The 19,291-nt window shown below is 64.5% G+C and carries 18 protein-coding genes; 7 read left to right on the top strand and 11 right to left on the bottom strand.

The genetic code is table 11. The annotated features are described in order from the left end of the window. The first annotated feature begins 197 nt into the window (after nt 1-197). Entirely contained in the window at nt 198-605 is a 408-nt protein-coding gene (locus tag K1177_RS16820; RefSeq protein WP_224705085.1) for a hypothetical protein, read from the top strand. Nucleotides 606-704: 99 nt separating this feature from the next. Here K1177_RS16820 and K1177_RS16815 read toward each other — a convergent pair whose 3' ends face one another. The 5 genes from K1177_RS16815 to K1177_RS16795 all read right to left on the bottom strand — a co-directional run bounded on the left by K1177_RS16815 (nt 705) and on the right by K1177_RS16795 (nt 4,647). Further along, nucleotides 705-1,004 (bottom strand): HPr family phosphocarrier protein, encoded by a 300-nt coding sequence (locus tag K1177_RS16815; protein WP_224705083.1) that lies wholly within the window; start codon nt 1,002-1,004, stop codon nt 705-707. A 46-nt stretch (nt 1,005-1,050) separates the two neighbouring features. Further along, the gene (locus K1177_RS16810; RefSeq protein WP_224705081.1) at nt 1,051-1,452 is read right to left on the bottom strand and encodes a PTS sugar transporter subunit IIA; all 402 of its coding nucleotides are present in this window, start codon (nt 1,450-1,452) and stop codon (nt 1,051-1,053) included. 178 nt (nt 1,453-1,630) lie between these two features. After that, entirely contained in the window at nt 1,631-2,089 is a 459-nt protein-coding gene (locus K1177_RS16805) for an HPr kinase/phosphorylase (RefSeq protein WP_224705079.1), read from the bottom strand. Between the two features lie 9 nt (nt 2,090-2,098). Then, entirely contained in the window at nt 2,099-3,916 is a 1,818-nt protein-coding gene (locus K1177_RS16800) for a stimulus-sensing domain-containing protein (RefSeq protein ID WP_396120248.1), read from the bottom strand. A 14-nt stretch (nt 3,917-3,930) separates the two neighbouring features. After that, complete coding sequence (locus tag K1177_RS16795) at nt 3,931-4,647, bottom strand: response regulator transcription factor (protein ID WP_224705075.1); 717 nt, start codon at nt 4,645-4,647, stop codon at nt 3,931-3,933. A gap of 298 nt (nt 4,648-4,945) precedes the next feature. On the opposite strand from K1177_RS16795, the gene pckA reads away from it, so the two are divergent. After that, nucleotides 4,946-6,493 (top strand): phosphoenolpyruvate carboxykinase (ATP), encoded by a 1,548-nt coding sequence (gene pckA / locus K1177_RS16790; RefSeq protein WP_263575038.1) that lies wholly within the window; start codon nt 4,946-4,948, stop codon nt 6,491-6,493. 465 nt (nt 6,494-6,958) lie between these two features. Here the strand turns inward: pckA and K1177_RS16785 are convergent, their stop codons facing one another. After that, nucleotides 6,959-7,786 (bottom strand): cell wall hydrolase, encoded by an 828-nt coding sequence (locus K1177_RS16785; protein WP_224705073.1) that lies wholly within the window; start codon nt 7,784-7,786, stop codon nt 6,959-6,961. A gap of 426 nt (nt 7,787-8,212) precedes the next feature. Next, complete coding sequence (locus K1177_RS16780) at nt 8,213-8,896, bottom strand: HAD family hydrolase (protein WP_224705071.1); 684 nt, start codon at nt 8,894-8,896, stop codon at nt 8,213-8,215. A 104-nt stretch (nt 8,897-9,000) separates the two neighbouring features. Between K1177_RS16780 and K1177_RS16775 the strand changes: the two genes are divergently transcribed. From K1177_RS16775 to K1177_RS16755, 5 genes are all read left to right on the top strand, one after another. Then, nucleotides 9,001-10,407 (top strand): protein adenylyltransferase SelO, encoded by a 1,407-nt coding sequence (locus tag K1177_RS16775; protein WP_224705069.1) that lies wholly within the window; start codon nt 9,001-9,003, stop codon nt 10,405-10,407. A 10-nt stretch (nt 10,408-10,417) separates the two neighbouring features. Further along, nucleotides 10,418-10,972 (top strand): gamma carbonic anhydrase family protein, encoded by a 555-nt coding sequence (locus tag K1177_RS16770; RefSeq protein WP_224705066.1) that lies wholly within the window; start codon nt 10,418-10,420, stop codon nt 10,970-10,972. 1 nt (nt 10,973) lies between these two features. Next, nucleotides 10,974-11,756 (top strand): DeoR/GlpR family DNA-binding transcription regulator, encoded by a 783-nt coding sequence (locus K1177_RS16765; RefSeq protein WP_224705065.1) that lies wholly within the window; start codon nt 10,974-10,976, stop codon nt 11,754-11,756. 106 nt (nt 11,757-11,862) lie between these two features. After that, nucleotides 11,863-14,517 carry a bifunctional diguanylate cyclase/phosphodiesterase gene (locus K1177_RS16760; protein WP_318153303.1) on the top strand — a complete coding sequence of 885 codons (2,655 nt, stop codon included), beginning with the start codon at nt 11,863-11,865 and terminating at the stop codon, nt 14,515-14,517. A gap of 78 nt (nt 14,518-14,595) precedes the next feature. Continuing rightward, entirely contained in the window at nt 14,596-15,636 is a 1,041-nt protein-coding gene (locus K1177_RS16755; RefSeq protein WP_224705063.1) for a Gfo/Idh/MocA family protein, read from the top strand. A 42-nt stretch (nt 15,637-15,678) separates the two neighbouring features. Here K1177_RS16755 and K1177_RS16750 read toward each other — a convergent pair whose 3' ends face one another. Genes K1177_RS16750 through K1177_RS16735 form a run of 4 tightly spaced genes read right to left on the bottom strand, consistent with a single transcriptional unit; the run spans nt 15,679 to nt 19,270 of the window. Continuing rightward, nucleotides 15,679-16,509: a dipeptide ABC transporter ATP-binding protein gene (locus tag K1177_RS16750; protein ID WP_224705061.1), complete on the bottom strand. Its 831-nt coding sequence runs from the start codon at nt 16,507-16,509 to the stop codon at nt 15,679-15,681. Next, entirely contained in the window at nt 16,506-17,354 is an 849-nt protein-coding gene (locus K1177_RS16745) for an ABC transporter ATP-binding protein (protein ID WP_224705060.1), read from the bottom strand. Before K1177_RS16745 ends, K1177_RS16750 begins: the two co-directional genes overlap by 4 nt. 3 nt (nt 17,355-17,357) lie before the next feature. Further along, nucleotides 17,358-18,260 (bottom strand): ABC transporter permease subunit, encoded by a 903-nt coding sequence (locus tag K1177_RS16740; RefSeq protein ID WP_224705058.1) that lies wholly within the window; start codon nt 18,258-18,260, stop codon nt 17,358-17,360. Continuing rightward, on the bottom strand, nt 18,257-19,270 hold the full coding sequence (locus tag K1177_RS16735) for an ABC transporter permease subunit (protein ID WP_224705056.1): 1,014 nt from the start codon (nt 19,268-19,270) through the stop codon (nt 18,257-18,259). The genes K1177_RS16740 and K1177_RS16735 overlap by 4 nt, the downstream gene beginning before the upstream one ends. Nucleotides 19,271-19,291: the final 21 nt, after the last annotated feature.

Genomic DNA, 19,291 nt, shown 5'->3' with positions numbered 1-19,291 from the left:
CCGCTGACAATGCAAGGCGCTGAATGCGGTTGGGCTATGGCGCCGAAGCCGGTGCAGACTGTCGCTCGGAGGCGCCGACACCGCAGTTGCACGAACCATTGCCATTGCGCCCAGCGCTGTTCCTCCGGACACATCAAGCGCTTGGCACACTGCACGAACATGCGTGGACCTCAAATGCTCTTTGACGGAGTCCAGCCGTGCTGTTTCCAGACCTCTCCTACCGAGACAACGCGGTGCTGCTGGCGATCTCGGACAATCTCGTGGTCTTTAAGGTCTACGAAGACGGATTTGTCTCGGATGGCATTGCTGAGGCGCATATTGCCGGGATTTACGGGGACCCGATTGCGGCGTGTCTTGCCGATGACGAGAGCTGGTGCGCCATCGGCGGCGCGACGCTGTGGCTGCGTCTGGCCCGGGCTGGGTCGCTCCTCGATGCGGGTGCGCGCAGCGTTCACGTGCCATCGATCCGCTGGATCCAGACGCTGTGGACGATCGACGCGCGGCGCATGGGCTTTGTGGCGGGCCCCAGCCGCGACGCGCCGCTCCGGCTCGGCCACATCGATGTCGATACGCTGGACGTTACCGACTACCTCGGGGCCCGTTAGTGGCCGCGTCGGCTCCGAAATCCAGTGGAGCATCCAGGTGAAAACGCCGGCGGATTGCGAACTTCAAGAGCCCAAGCAGGGCCGGCCGAAACCACGCCCCTAGCCCGCGGTGCCCTCGACATCTTCGTCGAAGCCATTGTTGACCAGTTCGACGATGGCCTCGAGCGCTTCGCGGGCCTGTTTGCCGCTGGCTTGAACAAGAATCGTGCTGCCGGGCCCGGCGCCCAGCATCATCAGACCCATGATGGAATTGCCGGCCACCGCATTGCCGTCCTTGATGACCGAGATGGAGGCATCAAAACACTCGGCAGTGCGCACGAAGCGGGCGGAGGCGCGCGCGTGCAGGCCCTTGCGATTCACGATCGTCAGTTGCTGCGCGACGGCGCGGCTGGCATCCATGTCGGCTCTCCACAGGGTGCGGGCGCCGCCGGCGGCCCGCAGAGTGTCAGTCGGCGCCCAGAATGGAATTGGCCACCGTAATGTATTTGCGGCCGGCTTCCTGCGCCAGTGCCACGGCATCCTTGATGGTCATGTCGCCGCGCACGCGGCCCAGCTTGACCAACATGGGCAGGTTGACGCCGGCGATGACCTCCACGGCGCGATTCTGCATCACCGAGATGGCCAGGTTAGAGGGGGTGCCGCCGAACATGTCGGTCAGGATGATGACGCCCTGGCCATTGTCGGAGCGATCCACGGCCGCCAGGATGTCATTGCGGCGGGCTTCCATATTGTCCTCGGGCCCGATGGCAATGGTCTCGCAAAAGTCCTGCGGACCGACCACATGCTCAAGCGCCGACTTGAACTCATTGGCGAGCGCGCCATGGGTTACCAGTACCAGACCAATCATGCGAAGTCCCCAGCCTGCCGACCTGCGCCTGCGACGCGGCGCCGACAGCCTTCCAGTCTCATTTTACCCCCACCAACACGGGCGCGCAGTCGCGCGGCAAGCCGTGTGGCCGCCCGGCCAGACGGCTGGGCGAGCGTCACTGTTGTCCGGCAGGGGACATGATTCAAGTGATATTTTGTCAATTTGTCCCCAGCTCGGCGATGGCCTGAGCCACCAGCAGCAGCTGGTGATGCACGCTGATGACGCTGCCGAAGGGCACGGGCGCCCTAGCCAGGGTCACCCCGGCGAGCTCTGTGCGCAGCTCGTCTTCTTCCAGCATGCGGATCATGTCTGGCACCATGTCGACGATCAGGTGCAAAGGGGCGGTGGCGACGTGGGGGCGGCTGATGATGCCGCGGCCGCGCAGTTCGATCAGCCCGGTGAGCTGATCGGGCGCCTGCATGGCGAGCCCGCCAGCGGTCTCGAGTATGTCCACACGGTCATCGGCAATCAGCAGCGCCGGCCAGCCCCGGGCCTCCCAGCGATCAAGCAGTGACAGAGCGAGCACGGATTTGCCGGCGCCCGAGGGGCCCCGGAGCAGCACGCCGGCGGAGCCCAGAAGCAGGCCGGTGCCGTGCACATTGGTGGTCGGTTTCATGACGCCAGTCTATTTGCGGGCGCGCGGCAACACAACCGTGAACACGGCCCCCGAACGGTCGCGCCGGTTGCTGGCCCGGATGGTCCCCTTGTGGGCTTCCACGATCTGCTTGGAGATGGAGAGGCCCAGGCCCGAATGGTCGCCAAAGCTCTCTGTGTCGGGCCGGTCTGTATAGAAGCGCTGGAAGATCTTGGTGAAATCGCCGGTGATGCCGCGCCCCTGGTCGGTCACGGTGATGGTGGTGTTTTCCGCGTCCGTCGCCAGCGCCACCTGCACCACCCCGCCCTGGGGCGAGAAGGACACGGCATTGTCGATCAGATTGGCGAAGACCTGGGCCAGCCGACTTTCGTGGCCATTGATGATGGCGGCACCCTTGCCGGTGCGCTTGACCATTTCGACCGTGACGCCGCGCCCGAGCGCCATGTCCTTCTGGATCGACACAATGGCTTCGGCGAGCTTTTCGACATCGACACGCTCGGCACCCTCGCGCGCCAGTTCGGCGTCGAGGCGGCTGGCGCTTGAGATGTCGGTGATCAGCCGGTCGAGGCGTTTGACGTCGTGCTGGATGATGGCATTGAGCCGTTCGCGATCTTCGGGCCGCTTGGCCAGCGGCAAGGTTTCCACCGCGCTGCGCAGCGAGGTGAGAGGGTTCTTGAGCTCATGGGCCACGTCGGCGGCGAAGCGCTCGATGGCCTCGATGCGGTTATAGAGCCCGTCGGTCATGCGGCGGAAGGCGTCGCTGAGATGTCCGATTTCGTCGGGGCGGTCACTGTAGTCAGGGATTTCGGCGCGGGCATTGCCCGCAGTCTGGATGCGCTCGGCGGCCGCCGACAGGCGCCGCATTGGTCCAGCGATCGTGCCGGCCAGGGCAAGCGAGAGCACCACCTGCACCACCGCCGCGATCATGGCGATGCGCAGGATGCCATTGCGCTCCTGGGAAACGATGGTGTCGATATCGCCCGGGGCGGTCGAGAGCAGGATCGCGCCCACCACGGCACGCACGCGCTGCACCGGCACGGCCACCGAAACCACCAGCTGGTTCTGTGCGTCGACGCGCACAAAATCGGCAGCGGCGCCCTGCAGGGCCGAGGCCACCTCGGGATAGCGCGTGCCTTCGTCCACGCCATATTCCTGATAGCTGGGGAAATTGTCGCCCGGCACCCAGTTGATGATCTTGTTCCACCAGTCGACGAGGAAAAACACGGGCGCCGGCTTGGCGGCGGCCGCGGCCGGCATCACCTCGCCACGGGTGTAGATATTGTCGCTATCAAGGATCATCAGCCCGCCCTGGTCATAGATGCGGGCGCGGGTGTGGGTCGGGGTGATGAGATTGCGCAGCAGCGGGGCCACGCGTTCGGGATTGATGGGAAATTCCAGTGTGGGATCGAAATAGGACAGGCTCGACACCGAGCCGTCGCCCTGTAGCTCCAGCAGCCGGTCTGGATTGACCGAGATGACGTCGCTGTCCACGGTGGCCGACGCGGCCACAGCCGCAGCGATGATTTCGCCCTGCACACGCAGCGACTGCACGCGGGCATCAATCAGCCCGGCGCGCCACTGGTTGAGGTACAGGATGCCCACCACCAACACCAGCAGCCCCGCCATATTGAGCACAATGATGCGGCGCGTGAGGCTGGAAAAGATGGTGATGTCGAGAAAGCGGCGCACCGCCCCCGTGACCCGATACAGTGGCGCCAGCGAGCGGCGCCAGCCGGTGCGCCCGGCATCGGTACCGCCCTCGGCGGCATCCGGCGCCGGCTCATCGGCCTCGCTCGAACGCCATTCGACGGCGGGCTCGGGCTTGCGGTCCTGATCGGGATCGAGGATGGCCACCGGTGCCCCTATTGTTCCTTGAAGCGATAGCCCACGCCATAGAGCGTTTCGATCATCTCGAAGTCGTCGTCGGTGGCCTTGAACTTCTTGCGCAGCCGCTTGATGTGGCTGTCGATGGTCCGATCATCGACATAGACCTGGTCGTCATAGGCCGCGTCCATCAGTGCGTTGCGCGATTTGACCACACCGGGGCGCAGGGCCAGTGCCTGCAGGATCAGGAACTCGGTGACCGTCAGGGTCACGCGCTGGCCCTTCCAGGTGCAGGTGTGGCGCTCTTCGTCCATCACCAGCGAACCGCGCTCGATCAGCGCCTTGCCAGTGTTGGCCTCACCCGGCGCACCGGCTGGGGCAGCAGGGTCGCGCGGGGCGGAGCGGCGCAGGATGGCCTTGACCCGCTCGACCAGCAGGCGCTGCGAAAACGGCTTGGTGATAAAATCGTCGGCGCCCATCTTGAGGCCGAACAACTCGTCGATTTCCTCGTCCTTGCTGGTGAGAAAGATGACCGGCACGTCAGACTTCTGCCGCAGGCGGCGCAGCAGCTCCATGCCATCCATGCGCGGCATCTTGATGTCGAGAATGGCCAGGTCGGGCTTGTCGGTGGTCAGACCCTCCAGGCCAGAGGCGCCATCGGTATAGGTTGCCACCTGGTAGCCCTCGGCTTCCAGGGTCAGCGAGACAGACGTGAGAATATTGCGGTCATCATCGACGAGTGCGATCTTGGGCATGAGCTGCCTTTCTTGTTCGGACACATGCAAATCGGTGGCTTCACAAGCCATTGTCTCTGCTTGCAAGGCACAATTACGCATTAAATAAGGCGCGGCCAAGGGCGGCGTCAGGTCTGGCAGCGCTTTATTGCTTGCGCACCGCCCGATGCGACTTCCGTCTTACGACCGATTTCGGGATGTTGCCCCATCCATTGAGCCTCTAGCGTGTGGGCCATTGCCGGTCGCATTCGCCGCGCCCCGATGGAGACACTACATGACCCCGTTCGACCATGAGAGCCTGAGGACCAGGATTGCGGCCATGGCCGGCTCCGTGCTGGCCAATGCCATTGCGCCAGAGCTGGTGGCCCGCGCCGTCCAGGGCGAGGAGTGTGAACTGACCGCCGATGGCGCCGTTTCGGTGCGCACCGGCGCCTTCACCGGGCGCTCGCCCAAGGACAAGTTCATCGTGCGCGACGGGCTCACCGAGACCAGCGTCTGGTGGGACAATAGCGGCGCCATGAGCCCGGGGCATTTTGATCGCCTGCTGGCCGACGCCACCGCCTCGCTGGCCGGTCTCGGCATCTACCGGCAGGACCTGCTGGCCGGCGCGGATCCGCGTCACCAGTTCGGCGTCACCGTGCTGACCCCCAGCGCCTGGCATGCCCTGTTCATCCGTAACCTGTTGATCCGCCCCGGCGAGGCCGTGCCGGCCAGCCCGAGCGCCAGCCCGGTCACCATTGTGCACGCCCCGCAGTTCCGCGCTGATCCAGCCCGCCATGGCAGCCGCACCGATACAGTGATCGCGCTCGACATGAGCCGCAATATCGTCGTCATCGCCGGCACCTCCTATGCGGGCGAGATCAAGAAGAGCGTGTTCTCGCTGTTCAACTTCCATGCCCCGCGCCAGGGCGTCCTGCCCATGCACTGCTCGGCCAACCTGGGTCCAGATGGCAAGGCCGCCCTGTTCTTTGGGCTATCGGGCACCGGCAAGACCACGCTCAGCAATGATCCGGCCCGCCCGCTGATCGGCGACGATGAGCATGGCTGGAGCGCAACGGGGGTCTTCAACCTCGAAGGCGGCTGCTATGCCAAGACCATCAAGCTCAGCCCCAGCGCCGAGCCCGAGATTTTTGCTGCCACCAAGCGCTTCGGCACCGTGCTGGAGAACGTCGTGCTCGACGGCGCTCATGTGCCCGATTTCGACGACGTGAGCCTGACCGAAAACACCCGCGCGGCCTATCCGCTGACAGTGCTGCCCTCGGTCGCCCCTGGCAGCATGGGCGGCACGCCACGCAGCGTGGTGTTCCTCACCGCCGATGCCTTCGGCGTGCTGCCACCGGTGGCGCGGCTGACGCCCGAACAGGCAGTCTATCACTTCCTTTCCGGCTACACTGCCAAAGTGGCCGGAACCGAGCGCGGCATCACCGAACCGCAGGCGACCTTTTCGGCCTGTTTCGGCGCGCCCTTCATGCCCCTGCATCCCACCGTCTATGGCGAGATGCTGGCCGAAAAGCTGGCCAGCAGCGGGGCTGCGACATGGCTCATCAACACCGGCTGGACCGGCGGCGGCTATGGCGTGGGCAAGCGCATCGACATCGCCTCCACCCGCCGGCTGCTGACGGCGGCGCTCGATGGCAGCCTCGATGACGCCGAGATGCGTATCGACGACCTCTTCGGCTTTGCCGTGCCGGTGGTAGTGCCGGGCGTCGAGACGCGCCTTCTCACCCCGCGACAGACCTGGGCTGATCCGGAGGCCTATGACCGACAGGCGCTGCATCTGGCGGGCCTGTTCCGCGCCAACTTCGAAAAATTCGGCACCGGCGCCAATGCCTCGCCCGGCCCCCGCCTCGCCCAGGCCGCCGCCTGAGAAAAGCCGCAGACAGAGCACACCAGGGGGCCTCCCTCCCCGGCTCCACCCCGCCGCGCCCGTCCCGGTGCAGCGGGGTGGATTGTTTTTGGGAAGGAGTTCGAAGGCCGCAGGTCGGCCCAGTGCGGGCTGACGGGAAGTCCTGCCATCGCCGCCTATTTGCTTGGCTCCAACACTTCCGGCACAGCTACACTCCTGCGATCACCACGCGGTCGGCCTGCAGACGAAGAGTGTGTGGTTCGGACGGGTGTGCGTTCTGCCGCTCATCCAGGGTGCGGGCAGGTTGCCAGTCGTCCGGCAGGACCGCGTCTAGTGGGCCGGCGCAGAACGGACATCCCGAGGACTACGCCTCACATCTGGACTCGCCAAGCGGAGACAGCCGTCTCGGGGTCAGCCCCGACGCATCACCGCAGGCTCCAAAGGGCCGTGCTGGTCGGGATCAGCTCAAGACGAGGGGTACGCGGCTCAGTTGGGCGCGTAGAAGATGTGCGAGCCGATCTGGGCGACGGCATTGTAGGTATTGGCCCAGTTCGGACGCACATTGGTGGTGTGGTAGTACAGAGCCGAGCGCGGCACGGCGCCGACCGCTTCGCCCGTGGCGAATTCGGCATAGACCGCTTGGGCCAGTTCGGCCGAGCGCTGCCAGGCACGGCGTTCCGAGGGGGCGTCGTTGCGACCGTCGCAGGCAAAGGTGAACTGGCAGCGATGATAGCCCTTGTCGGCGTTCTGATAGATCACGCCGCAGAGGGTGGACGGGAACTTGGCCGAGCGGGCGCGGTTGACGATGACATTGGCCACCGCCAGCTGGCCGGCTGCGCTTTCGCCGCGCGCCTCGTGATAGATGGCCTGGGCCAGGCAATCGCGTTCGGCATTGGCATGGGCAAGGCGCTTTTCCACCGGCTGGTAGCCATTCTGTATATAGGCCTCCAGCGCCGTCGGGTTCAGCGCCGGCTCGGGGGTCACCTTGGCGCCCGCAATATCGGCAATGGCCGACACGGCGCTGTTGCTGCCGAAGGAGCCGCGGGAAATGTAGCCGAGCAGCACGTCGGTGTTGAGCGGCGCCTGTGGGCCCAGGGTGTTCACATCAACCGCATGCAGCTGCTGCTGGCGAGCAACATAGTTGGACAACAGGGCCGGGGTCAGCGCCTGCTCGCCTGGGCCAAGTGGCACGACGGTGGGACCGATTGCGGGCTGCTCGCGCAGCGCGGCCAGATCCTGGGGCACCGGCAGCGGCGTGACCGAAGCCATGCGGATGGTCTGGGCGTGCGCAGGGGCGAGCGTAATGAAAAGCACGAGCGAAACCGCACACAGTGCAAGCAGATGGGCCAGGGCACGTACTGCTTTGAGCTGCCAGGTTTGCGTCAATGCCCCATCCTTACTCGTGAGCCCGCCGGTCTTTTCCGACGAACCTTCGACCCGGGCCGTCTTGCGGGCTCGTGATCCATTCCGGCTGCACACTAGCCAAGGCTTGGCGCGGAGGGAAGCCAGAATTTACGGCTGGTTAACCATGCCCGTTAGCTTCTTAAGTTACGGTTAATCGACCGGGGCGCGATTGAAAACCCATGAAAAGCAATCACTTGCGGTGTGGTGAAGGGAGACTTTGCCCGAATCATAAAAGTTTACGGATACAGATAAATTCCACAGCCAGTGTTTATGGGCAAAAGTGTCGCGGCCCCGTCATGGCGAGGCCGGGTCAAAAGGCAGGGCGCTTGCAGCCAGTCAGGAGCGGCGGAAGGCGGCCTGATGCACGTGGCTGAGGCTTTCCATCACGGCAATGCCGAGGGCGCGAATCTCTTCGCTGGGATGGACAAGATCAGGCACCATCACGGTCTGCATGCCGGCGGCATGGGCGGCGCGTACGCCGGTGTGGCTGTCCTCAAGGGCCAGGCACAGCGTCGGCGCCACGCCCAGACGATGCGCTGCCGTCAGATAGGGCTCGGGATGCGGCTTGGGATTGAGCACATCATCGCGTGTCACCACGGTCTCGAACAGATCAAGCAGGCCGGCCGCACCCAGATGGTGCTGAGCATGGGGATTGCGCGAGGAGGTTGCCACGGCCGTGGGAATGCCACGGGCCTTGAGGTCGCTGACCAGTTCGCGGGCACCGGCCTTGAGCGGCACGCCAGACTGGCTGCGCTCATGCATGATGATGCGGCAGCGCTGGTCGAACAGCGTATAGGGAAAGGCAACGCCATAGGCCTCGATCAGCAGCTGATTGGTGCGCTCATGGCTACCACCGACCATCGACAGATGCACATCGTCGGTCATCACATAGCCCAGTTCGTCGCAGACCTCGAAGACGATGGTGCGGAATACGGCCTCGGTGTCGAGCAGGGTTCCGTCCATGTCGAAGATCACGGCCTCAAAGGGCGCAAGATCGAGAGTGTCAAACTGGCTGGTCATCATGGCTCGATATAGGGCGATTTTCGGCTTTGCGCCAGTCCGTGTGCCGAAAGGCTGGGTTGCGCTGTCCCCGGAGCAAGTGGGCATGCTAGCCTTGTGATGCCATGAGTGATTTCCAGCCGGCCCGCAACCATGAGACGCTGGGCGACGCTTTCTTTGATCGCGTTGCCGCGGCTGATTTTCCCAAGACCATCCTGCGCCACCGCGACCAGCGATGGGCCGCGCGCATCGGGCTCGACGATCTCGATGAGGCGCAATGGCTGGCCCACTTCGGGCGCTTCGAGCCCCTGCCCGGCTCGCTGCCGCAGCCGCTGGCCCTGCGCTATCACGGCCACCAGTTCCGCAGCTACAATCCCGATCTGGGCGATGGGCGGGGGTTCCTCTTCGCTCAAGCGCGCGATCTCAAAGACGGGCGCCTGCTCGACATGGGCACCAAAGGCAGCGGCAAGACGCCATGGTCGCGTGGCGGCGACGGCCGGCTGACGCTCAAGGGCGGCGTGCGCGAGGTGCTGGCCAGCGAAATGCTCGAGGCGCTCGGGGTCTATACCTCCAAGAGCCTGTCCCTGGTCGAGACCGGCGAACAGCTCTATCGCGGCGACGAACCGTCTCCTACACGCTCCTCGGTGCTGGTGCGGCTCAGCCACAGCCATATCCGCATCGGCACGTTCCAGCGCCTGGCCTATCTCGAAGACACGGCCGGCCTGCGCCAACTGCTCGATTATGCCATTGCCCAGTACTATCCCGAGCTGGATGGCGCCGCCGACCCGGCCGCAGCCTTCCTCGAAGCGGTGACCATTCGGGTGGCCCGGCTAGGGGCGCAGTGGATCGCTGCCGGATTTGTGCATGGCGTGCTCAATACCGACAATATCAACATCACCGGCGAGAGCTTTGACTACGGTCCGTGGCGCTTCATCGAGCACTATGACCCGGCGTTCACCGCTGCCTATTTCGACGAGACCGGGCTCTACAGCTTCGGCCGACAGCCTGACGCGCTGGCCTGGAACCTGACGCGGCTGGCGGAGTGCCTGGTACCATTGTCCAGCATTGCCGCGCTCGAACCGGCTCTGAACCAGATCTGGCCAGTTTTCCGGGAGGAATTGCCGCGCCAGATGCTGCGCCGGCTTGCCCTTGTGCCGCATGGCGATGCGCGTGACGCCGATTTCGTCACGACGCTGTTCGGCTTCCTTGCTGCCAGCAAGGCGCCGTTTGAACAGATGCTGTTCGACTGGCGCGGCGGCGCTATGAGCGCGGAACGCGCTGCACGCAGTCCCGCGGCACCGCACTATGCCACCGAGGCCTTCCGACCCGTAGCCGATGCGCTGGGGGCCTATCAGACGGCAGATGACAACAATCTCGCACATGCCTATTTTGCGCAGCAGCGCCCGCGCAGCATGCTGATCGACGAGGTCGAAGCCATCTGGGCGCCGATTGCAGCGGATGACGACTGGTCCGGTTTCGTGGCGGCGCTCGATGGGATTGCCGAGATGCGCCGGGCCCATGGATTGGGGTGAGGAGACCGAGATGACCCTTTTTGCCCTCGATGGCATTGCACCCGAGATCGACCCCGAGGTGGCCTGGATTGCCCCAACCGCCGTGCTGATCGGTCAGGTAATCGTGCAGGCGCAGGCGGGCATCTGGTTTGGCGTGGTGGCCCGCGGCGACAATGAGCCCATAGTCATCGGTGCGCGCAGCAATGTGCAGGAGAACTGCGTGCTGCATACCGACATGGGCTTTCCCCTCACCATCGGGGCGGGCTGTACCATTGGCCACAAGGCGATGCTGCATGGCTGCACCATAGGCGACAACACGCTGATCGGCATGGGTGCCACCATTCTCAATGGCGCCCGCATCGGGCGGGATTGCCTGATCGGCGCTGGCGCCCTGGTCACTGAAGGCAAGGTGATCCCCGACGGATCGCTGGTGGTGGGCGCGCCGGGCAAGGTGATCCGCCCCCTAGATGCCGATGCTATTGCCGGGTTGCGCCGCTCCGCCGACAATTATGTCCGCAACGCGCGCCGCTTTGCCGCCGGGCTGGTGGATGTGACGGCTCGTCCCAACGATTTCGAGCCGGCCTGAAATGGCAGCGGACAGCAGCGAGCGCCACCGCGCCATTATCGAGCTGGCGCGCCAGCAGTCCCGGGTCACCGTCGATGCCCTGGCCAGCCGCTTCGGCGTTTCGGTCCAGACCATTCGCAAGGATCTGAACTTCCTGTGCGACCAGCGCCAGCTGACGCGGGTGCATGGCGGGGCGACCCTGCCCTCTGGGGTAGAAAATCTCGAATACGAGGCGCGCCGGCGAATTGCCGCCGAGGCCAAGGCAGCGATCGGGCGGGCGGCCGCCGCGATCATTCCCAACGATGCCTCTTTGTTCATCAACATCGGCACCACCACCGAAGCGGTCAGCCAGGCGCTGATCGATCATTCGGGGCTATTGGTGGTCACCAACAATATCAATGTTGCCAACCGCATGCGGGTGTATCCCCGCTTTGAGGTGGTGATCGCTGGCGGCGTCGTGCGCCCCTCCGACGGCGCCGTGGTCGGCGAGGCGGCAGCGGGGTTCTTCTCGCAGTTCAAGGTCGATTATGCCGTCATTGGCGCCTCGGCACTCGATGCCGATGGCGCGCTGCTCGACTTCGACTATCGCGAGGTGCGCGTGGCGCAGGCGATCATGGCCAATGCGCGCCACGTAATCCTCGTTGCCGACCAGGGCAAATTTAGCCGCTCGGCCCCGGTGCGGATCGCCCGCATCGACCAGGTGGGCACCTTCGTCACCGATTTCTGCCCCATCGAGGGCGTTCGCGCCCTCTGTGCCAATGCCGGCGTGACGCTGATCGAAACCGACAGACTTTCAAGCGCTTAGTGGTCTGCTAACCATCGCTGCAGCTTCTTGATACTGGTAATTCTAGGATAAGTGTGTGGGTCCATTGTTGCATCGGGCCAGGATGGCCAAAAGGTAATGCAACGCTGTGACTGCCAAGCCGACGCCATTGCAGGATAGCCGACTGAGCTGGCTCAGGCCGATCTTCATTCCGGCCATTATCGCCATGGTCGTGGTTCTGGCCGGGGGCATGCTGCTGGATCGGCAGCGTTCGGTTCTCGCCAATGCCCAGATCCGGGCCAAGGTCGCCGCCGAAGTCTCGCTGGTGCGAGCCAAGCTCGAAGGCAATGTGAACGGCAATCTGCAACTGGTGCGCGGGCTGGTGTCGACAATCTCGACAGAACCCCGAATGTCCCAAACGCGGTTCTCCACCTTGGCCGCCAAGCTGATCGAGCAGGAGAGCCAGCTGCGCTCAATGGCGGCGGCGCCCGATATGGTGGTGCGGCTGATCTATCCGCTCAAGGGAAATGTCGCAGCGCTGGGACTGGACTATCGCACCAATGCGGCGCAGCGCGACGCCGCGTTGCGGGCGCGGGACACCGGCCAACTGGTGCTGGCAGGACCCGTGGATCTTGTGCAGGGCGGACGCGGTTTCATCGGACGTTTCCCTGTCTATATCGACACGCCGATCGGCGAACGGTTCTGGGGCCTGGTCTCCGCGGTGATCGACGAGCAAAGGCTTTATGCCGACAGCGGCCTGCTGGACCAGACCAGCGAACTCGATATTGCGATCAGCGGCGATGCCGGTGGACAGCCCTTTTTTGGACCGGACCTGTCGGGCGCCGATCCGGTGACGGCCGATATCGTCCTGCCCTCAGGCCGCTGGACAATCTCGGCTGCACCCAAAGGGGGCTGGGGCGCTGCAAACCAGGACCTCTGGCTGTTCCGTCTTGGCCTGGCGGGCGCGGCGGGCCTGGTGCTGCTGCCCATCATTGCCATTGGTCGGCTCCTGGGCGAACGCCAGCAGCACTCCCGCCTGCAGGCCGAGCGAGAAGTTGAACTGGCGCGCCTGTCCCGACGGCTGGCGCTGGCGCTGGACGTCTCCAAGGTCGGCGTGTGGGAACTCGATCTGGCCACTGGCCAGGAGAGCTGGGACGACAGGACCAATGAGCTCTATGGCCTGCCGGCGGACCGGGGCCCGCGCAGCCATGACAATTGGAAGGCGGCCGTGCATCCCGACGATCAGGCGCGGGCCGAGGCCGATTTCCGCCGCATGATCCGCACGGGCCGCTATGAATCTGACTATCGCGTGCTGCTGCCAGGCGGCCGCCTGCGCTACGTGCGCTCGATCGCGGCGCTGTACCGTGAACCCAACGAGCCCGAGCGTGTGGTTGGCGTCAATTGGGACGTGACTGCAGACGTGACGCTGAACGAAGATCTGCGCCACGCCAACATGTTGACCGATGCCCGCAATCGGGAACTGGAAGCGGCTCGTGTGCGTATCGAGCACAATGCCCTGCACGACAGCCTGACCGGCCTGCCCAACCGGCGCTATCTGGACGACAAGCTGCGCCAGCATGCCGACCTGGGCGAGCACACCGGCAGCAAGCTCAACCTGCTGCATATCGACCTCGACCGTTTCAAGCAGATCAACGACACGCTGGGCCACGCCGCCGGCGACGCCATGCTGGAACATATGAGTGCGGTGCTGCGCGAGACCTGCGCCGAGGTCGACTTTGTGGCGCGCGTGGGTGGCGATGAGTTCGTGGTGCTGACCACCACCCGGGACGACGGCGAGTATGTGCGCAATCTTGCCGAGCGCATCATCGAGCGCATGCGTCAGCCGCTGGACTACCAGGGACATCAGTGTCGCTGCGGCGTCAGTATCGGCGTCGCCTCGGAGTGCGATACGGCGCTCGACGCCAAGCGCCTGCTGATCAATGCCGATATTGCGCTCTATCGCGCCAAGGCCCGCGGCCGTAATTGCTACGAATACTTCTCCGAAGTGCTGCAGGCCGAAGTGGTCAAGACCAAGCGCGTTGCCGACGAGATTCTCACCGGGCTGGAGCGGCAGGAGTTTGTCGCATGGTTCCAGCCGCAGTTCGACGCCCATACCCTTGAGGTGGTGGGCGTGGAAACACTCGCCCGCTGGCAGCACCCCACCGAAGGCCTCAAGGCACCCGACAGTTTCCTGTCGATCGCCGAGGACCTCAATGTCATGGCAACGATCGACCGCATGATGCTCGAACAGTCCCTGGCCTGTCTGGAGCGCTGGGACGGACTTGGCCTGAATGTGCCGCGCGTGTCGGTCAATGTCTCGCTGCGGCGCCTGCATGATGCCGAGCTGATCAACAGCATGCGCAAGCTCGACATCGCACCGGGCCGGGTGTCCTTCGAACTGGTGGAATCGATCTATCTGGACGACAGTGACGAAATCGTCGGCTGGAACATCGACCAGCTCAAGGAACTGGGCGTGGATGTCGAGATCGACGATTTCGGCACCGGCTATGCCTCGATCGTCTCACTGCAGAAACTGCGCCCGACACGGCTCAAGATCGACCGCCAACTGGTCATGCCCATCCTCAACGATCTGCAACAGCGCCAACTGCTGACCTCGATCATCGAGATCGGCAAATCCATGGGTATCGAGGTGATCGCCGAGGGCGTGGAGACACTCGAACACGCCGCGATCCTGCGCGATCTTGGCTGCGACATCCTGCAGGGCTATGCGCTGTCGCGCCCGCTCAGCGCGGCCGATCTGGAAGCCTTTGTCATGGCCAGACGCAGCGCCGTGGCGTCCTGACCGCCCCCGCCCCCTCTTCTCAAATCCATCCCCGTGGTCCATTGATCCCGCCACAACCAATTGCGGGGGATCGCCGGCATGAGTGACGAGAACGGGCGTTTTGTCCTGGGCGTAGTGGGCGCGGGCATGGGGGCCAAGCCACATGGACTGGCGCTGCAATCCTTGCGCGACAGCATTGCCGTGCTGGGCGTCTATCGTCGCAACCGGGCGGAGCTGGACGCCTTTTGCAGCACCTATGGCCTGCCCGCCGCCGACAGCTATGAGGCCATGCTGGCCGACCCGCGGCTCGATGGCGTGCTGGTGCTGACCCCGCCCAATGCACGCGAAGAGATCGTCGCTGCCGCCGCCGCGGCGGGCAAACACGTGCTGCTCGAAAAGCCGGTCGAACGGACGGTCGCGGCGGCCGAACGCATTGTCGCCACCTGCGACGCCGCCGGGGTGACCCTGGGCGTGATCTTCCAGCATCGCTTCCGCCGGGCTTCACGCTTTCTGGCCCAGGCCATCGCCGAAGACCGCTATGGGCGGCTTGAGGCCGTGCATCTGGTCGTGCCGTGGTGGCGCCCGCAGGAGGGCTACTACAGCCAGCCCGGCCGCGGCACGTTGGCCCAGGACGGTGGCGGCGTGCTGATCACCCAGGCCATCCATTCGCTCGACCTGATGCTTAGCCTGTGCGGTCCGGTCGCGGCAGTGACTGCCATGGCGGCCACCACACGGCTGCACCAGATGGAGACCGAGGATTTCGTCAGCGCCGGGCTCGAATTCGCCAATGGCGCGGTCGGGGCGATGATGGCGACCACGGCCAGTTTCCCTGGTGGACCGGAGAGCCTGACGCTGAACTTTGCCAGGGCCTCGGCGACGCTCACCGCGGGCAATCTGACGGTGCGGACCATGGATGGGCAAACCATCACCGAGGGTGAAGCCAGCCAGGGCGGCGGTGGCGCCGATCCCATGGCGTTCCCGTTTGACTGGCATGCAGCCCAGATCGCCGAATTTGCCGACGCCGTGCAGAACGGACGTCAGCCGGTCTCAACCGGTCATACGGCACTGCTGGTACACCGGCTGATCGACGCGCTGATGCGGTCGGCCAAGGCTGGCGTTCGCGTAACTGTGCAAGCATGAGATGATCCAGCGCCGGCGGGTTCTGTCCGCCAGCGCCGGAGCTTATTGGGCGAGCGCCGCTTTTTTAGCGAGACGCTCGCGAATGCTGGCCACGTCGGCCCTGGGCGTGGCGGCAAACAGCGTGCGGGTATAGTCGTGTTGCGGATCGGCAAACACCGCATCGCGGCTGCCATGCTCCACCACATCGCCAAAATACATCACCATCACTTCGTCGGCGATGTAGCGCACGACGCTGAGGTCATGGCTGATGAAGACATAGGTGAGCCCGAACTCCTCCTGCAGGTCCTTGAGCAGGTTGAGCACCTGGGCCTGAACGCTGAGATCAAGCGCCGAGACCGGCTCGTCGAGCACCAGGAAGCGCGGATTGAGCATCAGCGCCCGAGCAATGGCAATGCGCTGGCGCTGGCCGCCAGAGAACATATGCGGATAGCGATTGAAGTGCTCGGGCCCCAGCCCCACCTTGACCAGCATGGCCATGGCCTGTTCCCGCCGCTCAGCGGCCGACAGGCGCGTGTTGAGCAGCAGCGGTTCGGAGAGCACGTCGCCGATCTTCTGGCGCGGATTGAGCGAACCATAGGGATTCTGGAACACGATCTGCACCTTCTGGCGCATTTCGTGGGTAACGTGATGGCTGTCGACAGCCTGGCCGTCGATGAGGATTTCGCCGGCGGTCGGGGCATCGATCAACGTGATCATGCGGGCCAGGGTGGACTTGCCGCAGCCGCTTTCGCCCACCACCGCCAGGGTCTTGCCCTGGGCGAGGCTGAAATTCACGCCCTTGACGGCGTGGACCACCTTGGGGGCCCGGAAAAGGCCGCCCGAGCTGGTATAGTCGCGCTTGAGATTGCGGACTTCGAGAACGGGCGCGCTCATGACTGGGCCCCCGGTGCCGGTTCAAACACAAAATCCGACACGGTCGGCAGGCGGTCCCCCACCGCATTGTCGGGCAGGGCCGACAGCAGGGCGCGGGTGTAGTTCGACTGGGGATTCTCGAACAGGGAGAGCACGTCGGCCTCCTCCATCTTGTGTCCCTCATATTGCACGATGACTCGGTCGGCGGTCTCGGCGACCACGCCCATGTCATGGGTGATCATGATCAGACCCATGCCGTGTTCGGCCTGAAGACGCACCAACAGGTCCAGGATCTGCTTCTGGATCGTCACGTCCAGCGCCGTGGTCGGCTCGTCGGCAATCAGCAGCTTGGGATTGCAGGCAATGGCCATGGCGATCATCACGCGCTGGCACTGGCCACCACTCATCTGGTGCGGAAAGGCGCCGAGACGCTCGGCACCGTCGGTGATGCCAACCAGCCGCAGGAGTTCGATGGCACGGTCACGCGCCGCCCGGCCCCGCAGGCCCAGATGCTCGGAGAGCACCTCTTCGATCTGAAAGCCGATGGTAAAGCAGGGATTAAGGCTCGCCACCGGCTCCTGGAAGATCATGGCAATATCCTTGCCGATGATGCGGCGACGATCGGCCGTGCTCATGGACAGCAGGTCGCGGCCCTCGAACTCCATGCGGTCGGCGGTGACGGTGGCCGAGGATGGCAAGAGGCCCATCACAGCCAGCATGGCCACCGACTTGCCGGAGCCGGATTCCCCGACAATGGCCAGCACTTCGCGCGCTTCGACCGAGACGTCGATGCCGTCCACGGCCTTGAACAAGCCCACCGACGTATCAAAGGCGACCGTCAGATTGCGGATATCAAGCAGGGGCATGGCTCAGCTCCTCTTGAGCTTGGGATCGAGGGCATCACGCAAGCCGTCGCCGATCAGGTTGATGGCCAGCACGGTGACCAGGATAGCCAGACCGGGGAAGGTCACCACCCAGGGCGCACGGGTAATGAATTCACGCGCCGTAGCCAGCATGGTGCCCCATTCGGGCGTCGGCGGCTGGGCACCCAAGCCGAGAAAGCCCAGAGCGGCAGCCTCGAGAATGGCAGCCGAAAAGCTCAGCGTGGCCTGGACGATCAGGGGGGCCAGGCAGTTGGGCAGGATGGTCACCAGCATCAGCCGCAGATGGCCAGCGCCGGCCAGGCGCGAGGAGGTGACATAGTCGCGATTGGCTTCCGACATCACCGCGGCGCGGACGAGGCGGGCGAAATGCGGCTGCAGCACCAGGGCAATGGCGAGCATGGCATTGACCAGGCCCGGCCCCAACACGGCCACCAGCACCAGGGCCAGCAGCAGCGAGGGGAAGGCCAGGATGATGTCCATGATGCGCATGATGACGATATCGACCCAGCCGCGGAAGTAGCCCGCGATCAGGCCCAGGGTGATTCCGCCAACGAGCGCCAGGGTGACGACCACCACGCCGATGACCAGCGAGAAGCGGGCGCCATACATCAGGCGCGAGAGCATGTCGCGGCCCACCGCGTCTGTGCCCAGAACATAGGTCCAGGAGCCACCGGCCTCCCAGGCGGGCGGCTTGAGCAGGGCGTCGCGATATTGCAGTTCGGGCGAATGGGGCGCCAGCACCGGCGCCAGGATGGCAATGGCCACCATGAAGCCGAGCACGACCAGGCCGATCACGGCGCCGCGGTTCTGCGAGAAATAATGCCAGAATTCGCGCAGGGCCGAGACCGGCCGCTGCGCTTGCGGCGAAGCGGAGGGGATCGTGGTCATGACTTCTGCACCCGGATTCTGGGATTGATGAAGGCGTACAGCAGATCGACGATCAGGTTCACCAGCATGACGATGACAGCCACGATGAGGAGGCCGTTCTGCACCACGGCATAGTCACGCTTGTAGATGGAATCGACCAGCCAGCGTCCAATGCCGGGCCAGGAGAAGATGGTCTCGGTGAGGATGGCACCGCCCATCAGCACGCCGATCTGCAGACCAATGGTGGTGACCACCGGGATCAGCGCATTGCGCAAGGCATGCAGACCAATGACGCGCTGGCCACTGAGCCCCTTGGCCTTGGCGGTGCGAACATAGTCCTCGCCCATGACTTCGAGCATGGCCGAGCGTGTCTGACGCGCGATGACGGCGAGTGGAATTGTGCCCAGGACGATGGTGGGCAGGATCAGGTGCCGCAGCGCCGAAACGAAGCCATCGGGCTTGCCGGCGATCAGGCTGTCGATCAGCATGAAGCCGGTAACCGGCTTGAAGAAATACTGCAGGCCGATGCGGCCCGAAACCGGCGTCCAGCCCAGATAGCCGGAAAAGAAGATGATCAGCAGCAGGCCCCACCAGAAGATCGGCATGGAATAGCCGACCAGGGCCGTGCCCATCAGGCCCTGATCGAGCCAGCTGCCGCGCTTGACGGCGGCAAAGATGCCGGCGGGAATGCCCAGCACGATGGCAAAGATCAGCGCAAAGACAGCCAGTTCGACCGTGGCGGGAAAGAGCTTGAAGAACTCTTCGATCACCGGACGGTGCGTGGCCAGTGAATCGCCAAAGTCACCCTGGATGACCTGGCCGATATAGCGGAAATACTGCTCCCAGATCGGTCGGTCGAAGCCATATTTGGTGACCAGGGCGGCATAGCGCTCGGCGCTGACGCCGCGCTCGCCGGAGAGAGCCAGAATGGGGTCGCCGGGGATCAGCCGCACGAAGCCGAACGAGCAAATAGTAATGCCGATCAGCGTCGGGATGACCAACGCGAGTCTGTTGATGATGTATCTGAGCATGGTGCAATGGCCAGCGGCGCC

Source organism: Devosia aquimaris, from assembly GCF_020169335.1.
In the GTDB taxonomy this organism is placed as follows: Bacteria; Pseudomonadota; Alphaproteobacteria; order Rhizobiales; family Devosiaceae; genus Devosia; species Devosia aquimaris.
This window is presented reverse-complemented; position numbering and strand designations above follow the sequence as displayed.

What these genes read in the sequence shown, in the direction of transcription:
- K1177_RS16815 (WP_224705083.1), bottom strand. Translation starts at nt 1,004, where the DNA reads ATGGATGCCAGCCGCGCCGTCGCGCAGCAACTGACGATCGTGAATCGC.
- K1177_RS16810 (WP_224705081.1), bottom strand. Translation starts at nt 1,452, where the DNA reads ATGATTGGTCTGGTACTGGTAACCCATGGCGCGCTCGCCAATGAGTTC.
- K1177_RS16805 (WP_224705079.1), bottom strand. Translation starts at nt 2,089, where the DNA reads ATGAAACCGACCACCAATGTGCACGGCACCGGCCTGCTTCTGGGCTCC.
- K1177_RS16795 (WP_224705075.1), bottom strand. Translation starts at nt 4,647, where the DNA reads ATGCCCAAGATCGCACTCGTCGATGATGACCGCAATATTCTCACGTCT.
- pckA (WP_263575038.1), top strand. Translation starts at nt 4,946, where the DNA reads ATGGCCGGCTCCGTGCTGGCCAATGCCATTGCGCCAGAGCTGGTGGCC.
- K1177_RS16780 (WP_224705071.1), bottom strand. Translation starts at nt 8,896, where the DNA reads ATGACCAGCCAGTTTGACACTCTCGATCTTGCGCCCTTTGAGGCCGTG.
- K1177_RS16775 (WP_224705069.1), top strand. Translation starts at nt 9,001, where the DNA reads ATGAGTGATTTCCAGCCGGCCCGCAACCATGAGACGCTGGGCGACGCT.
- K1177_RS16770 (WP_224705066.1), top strand. Translation starts at nt 10,418, where the DNA reads ATGACCCTTTTTGCCCTCGATGGCATTGCACCCGAGATCGACCCCGAG.
- K1177_RS16765 (WP_224705065.1), top strand. Translation starts at nt 10,974, where the DNA reads ATGGCAGCGGACAGCAGCGAGCGCCACCGCGCCATTATCGAGCTGGCG.
- K1177_RS16755 (WP_224705063.1), top strand. Translation starts at nt 14,596, where the DNA reads ATGAGTGACGAGAACGGGCGTTTTGTCCTGGGCGTAGTGGGCGCGGGC.
- K1177_RS16750 (WP_224705061.1), bottom strand. Translation starts at nt 16,509, where the DNA reads ATGAGCGCGCCCGTTCTCGAAGTCCGCAATCTCAAGCGCGACTATACC.
- K1177_RS16745 (WP_224705060.1), bottom strand. Translation starts at nt 17,354, where the DNA reads ATGCCCCTGCTTGATATCCGCAATCTGACGGTCGCCTTTGATACGTCG.
- K1177_RS16740 (WP_224705058.1), bottom strand. Translation starts at nt 18,260, where the DNA reads ATGACCACGATCCCCTCCGCTTCGCCGCAAGCGCAGCGGCCGGTCTCG.
- K1177_RS16735 (WP_224705056.1), bottom strand. Translation starts at nt 19,270, where the DNA reads ATGCTCAGATACATCATCAACAGACTCGCGTTGGTCATCCCGACGCTG.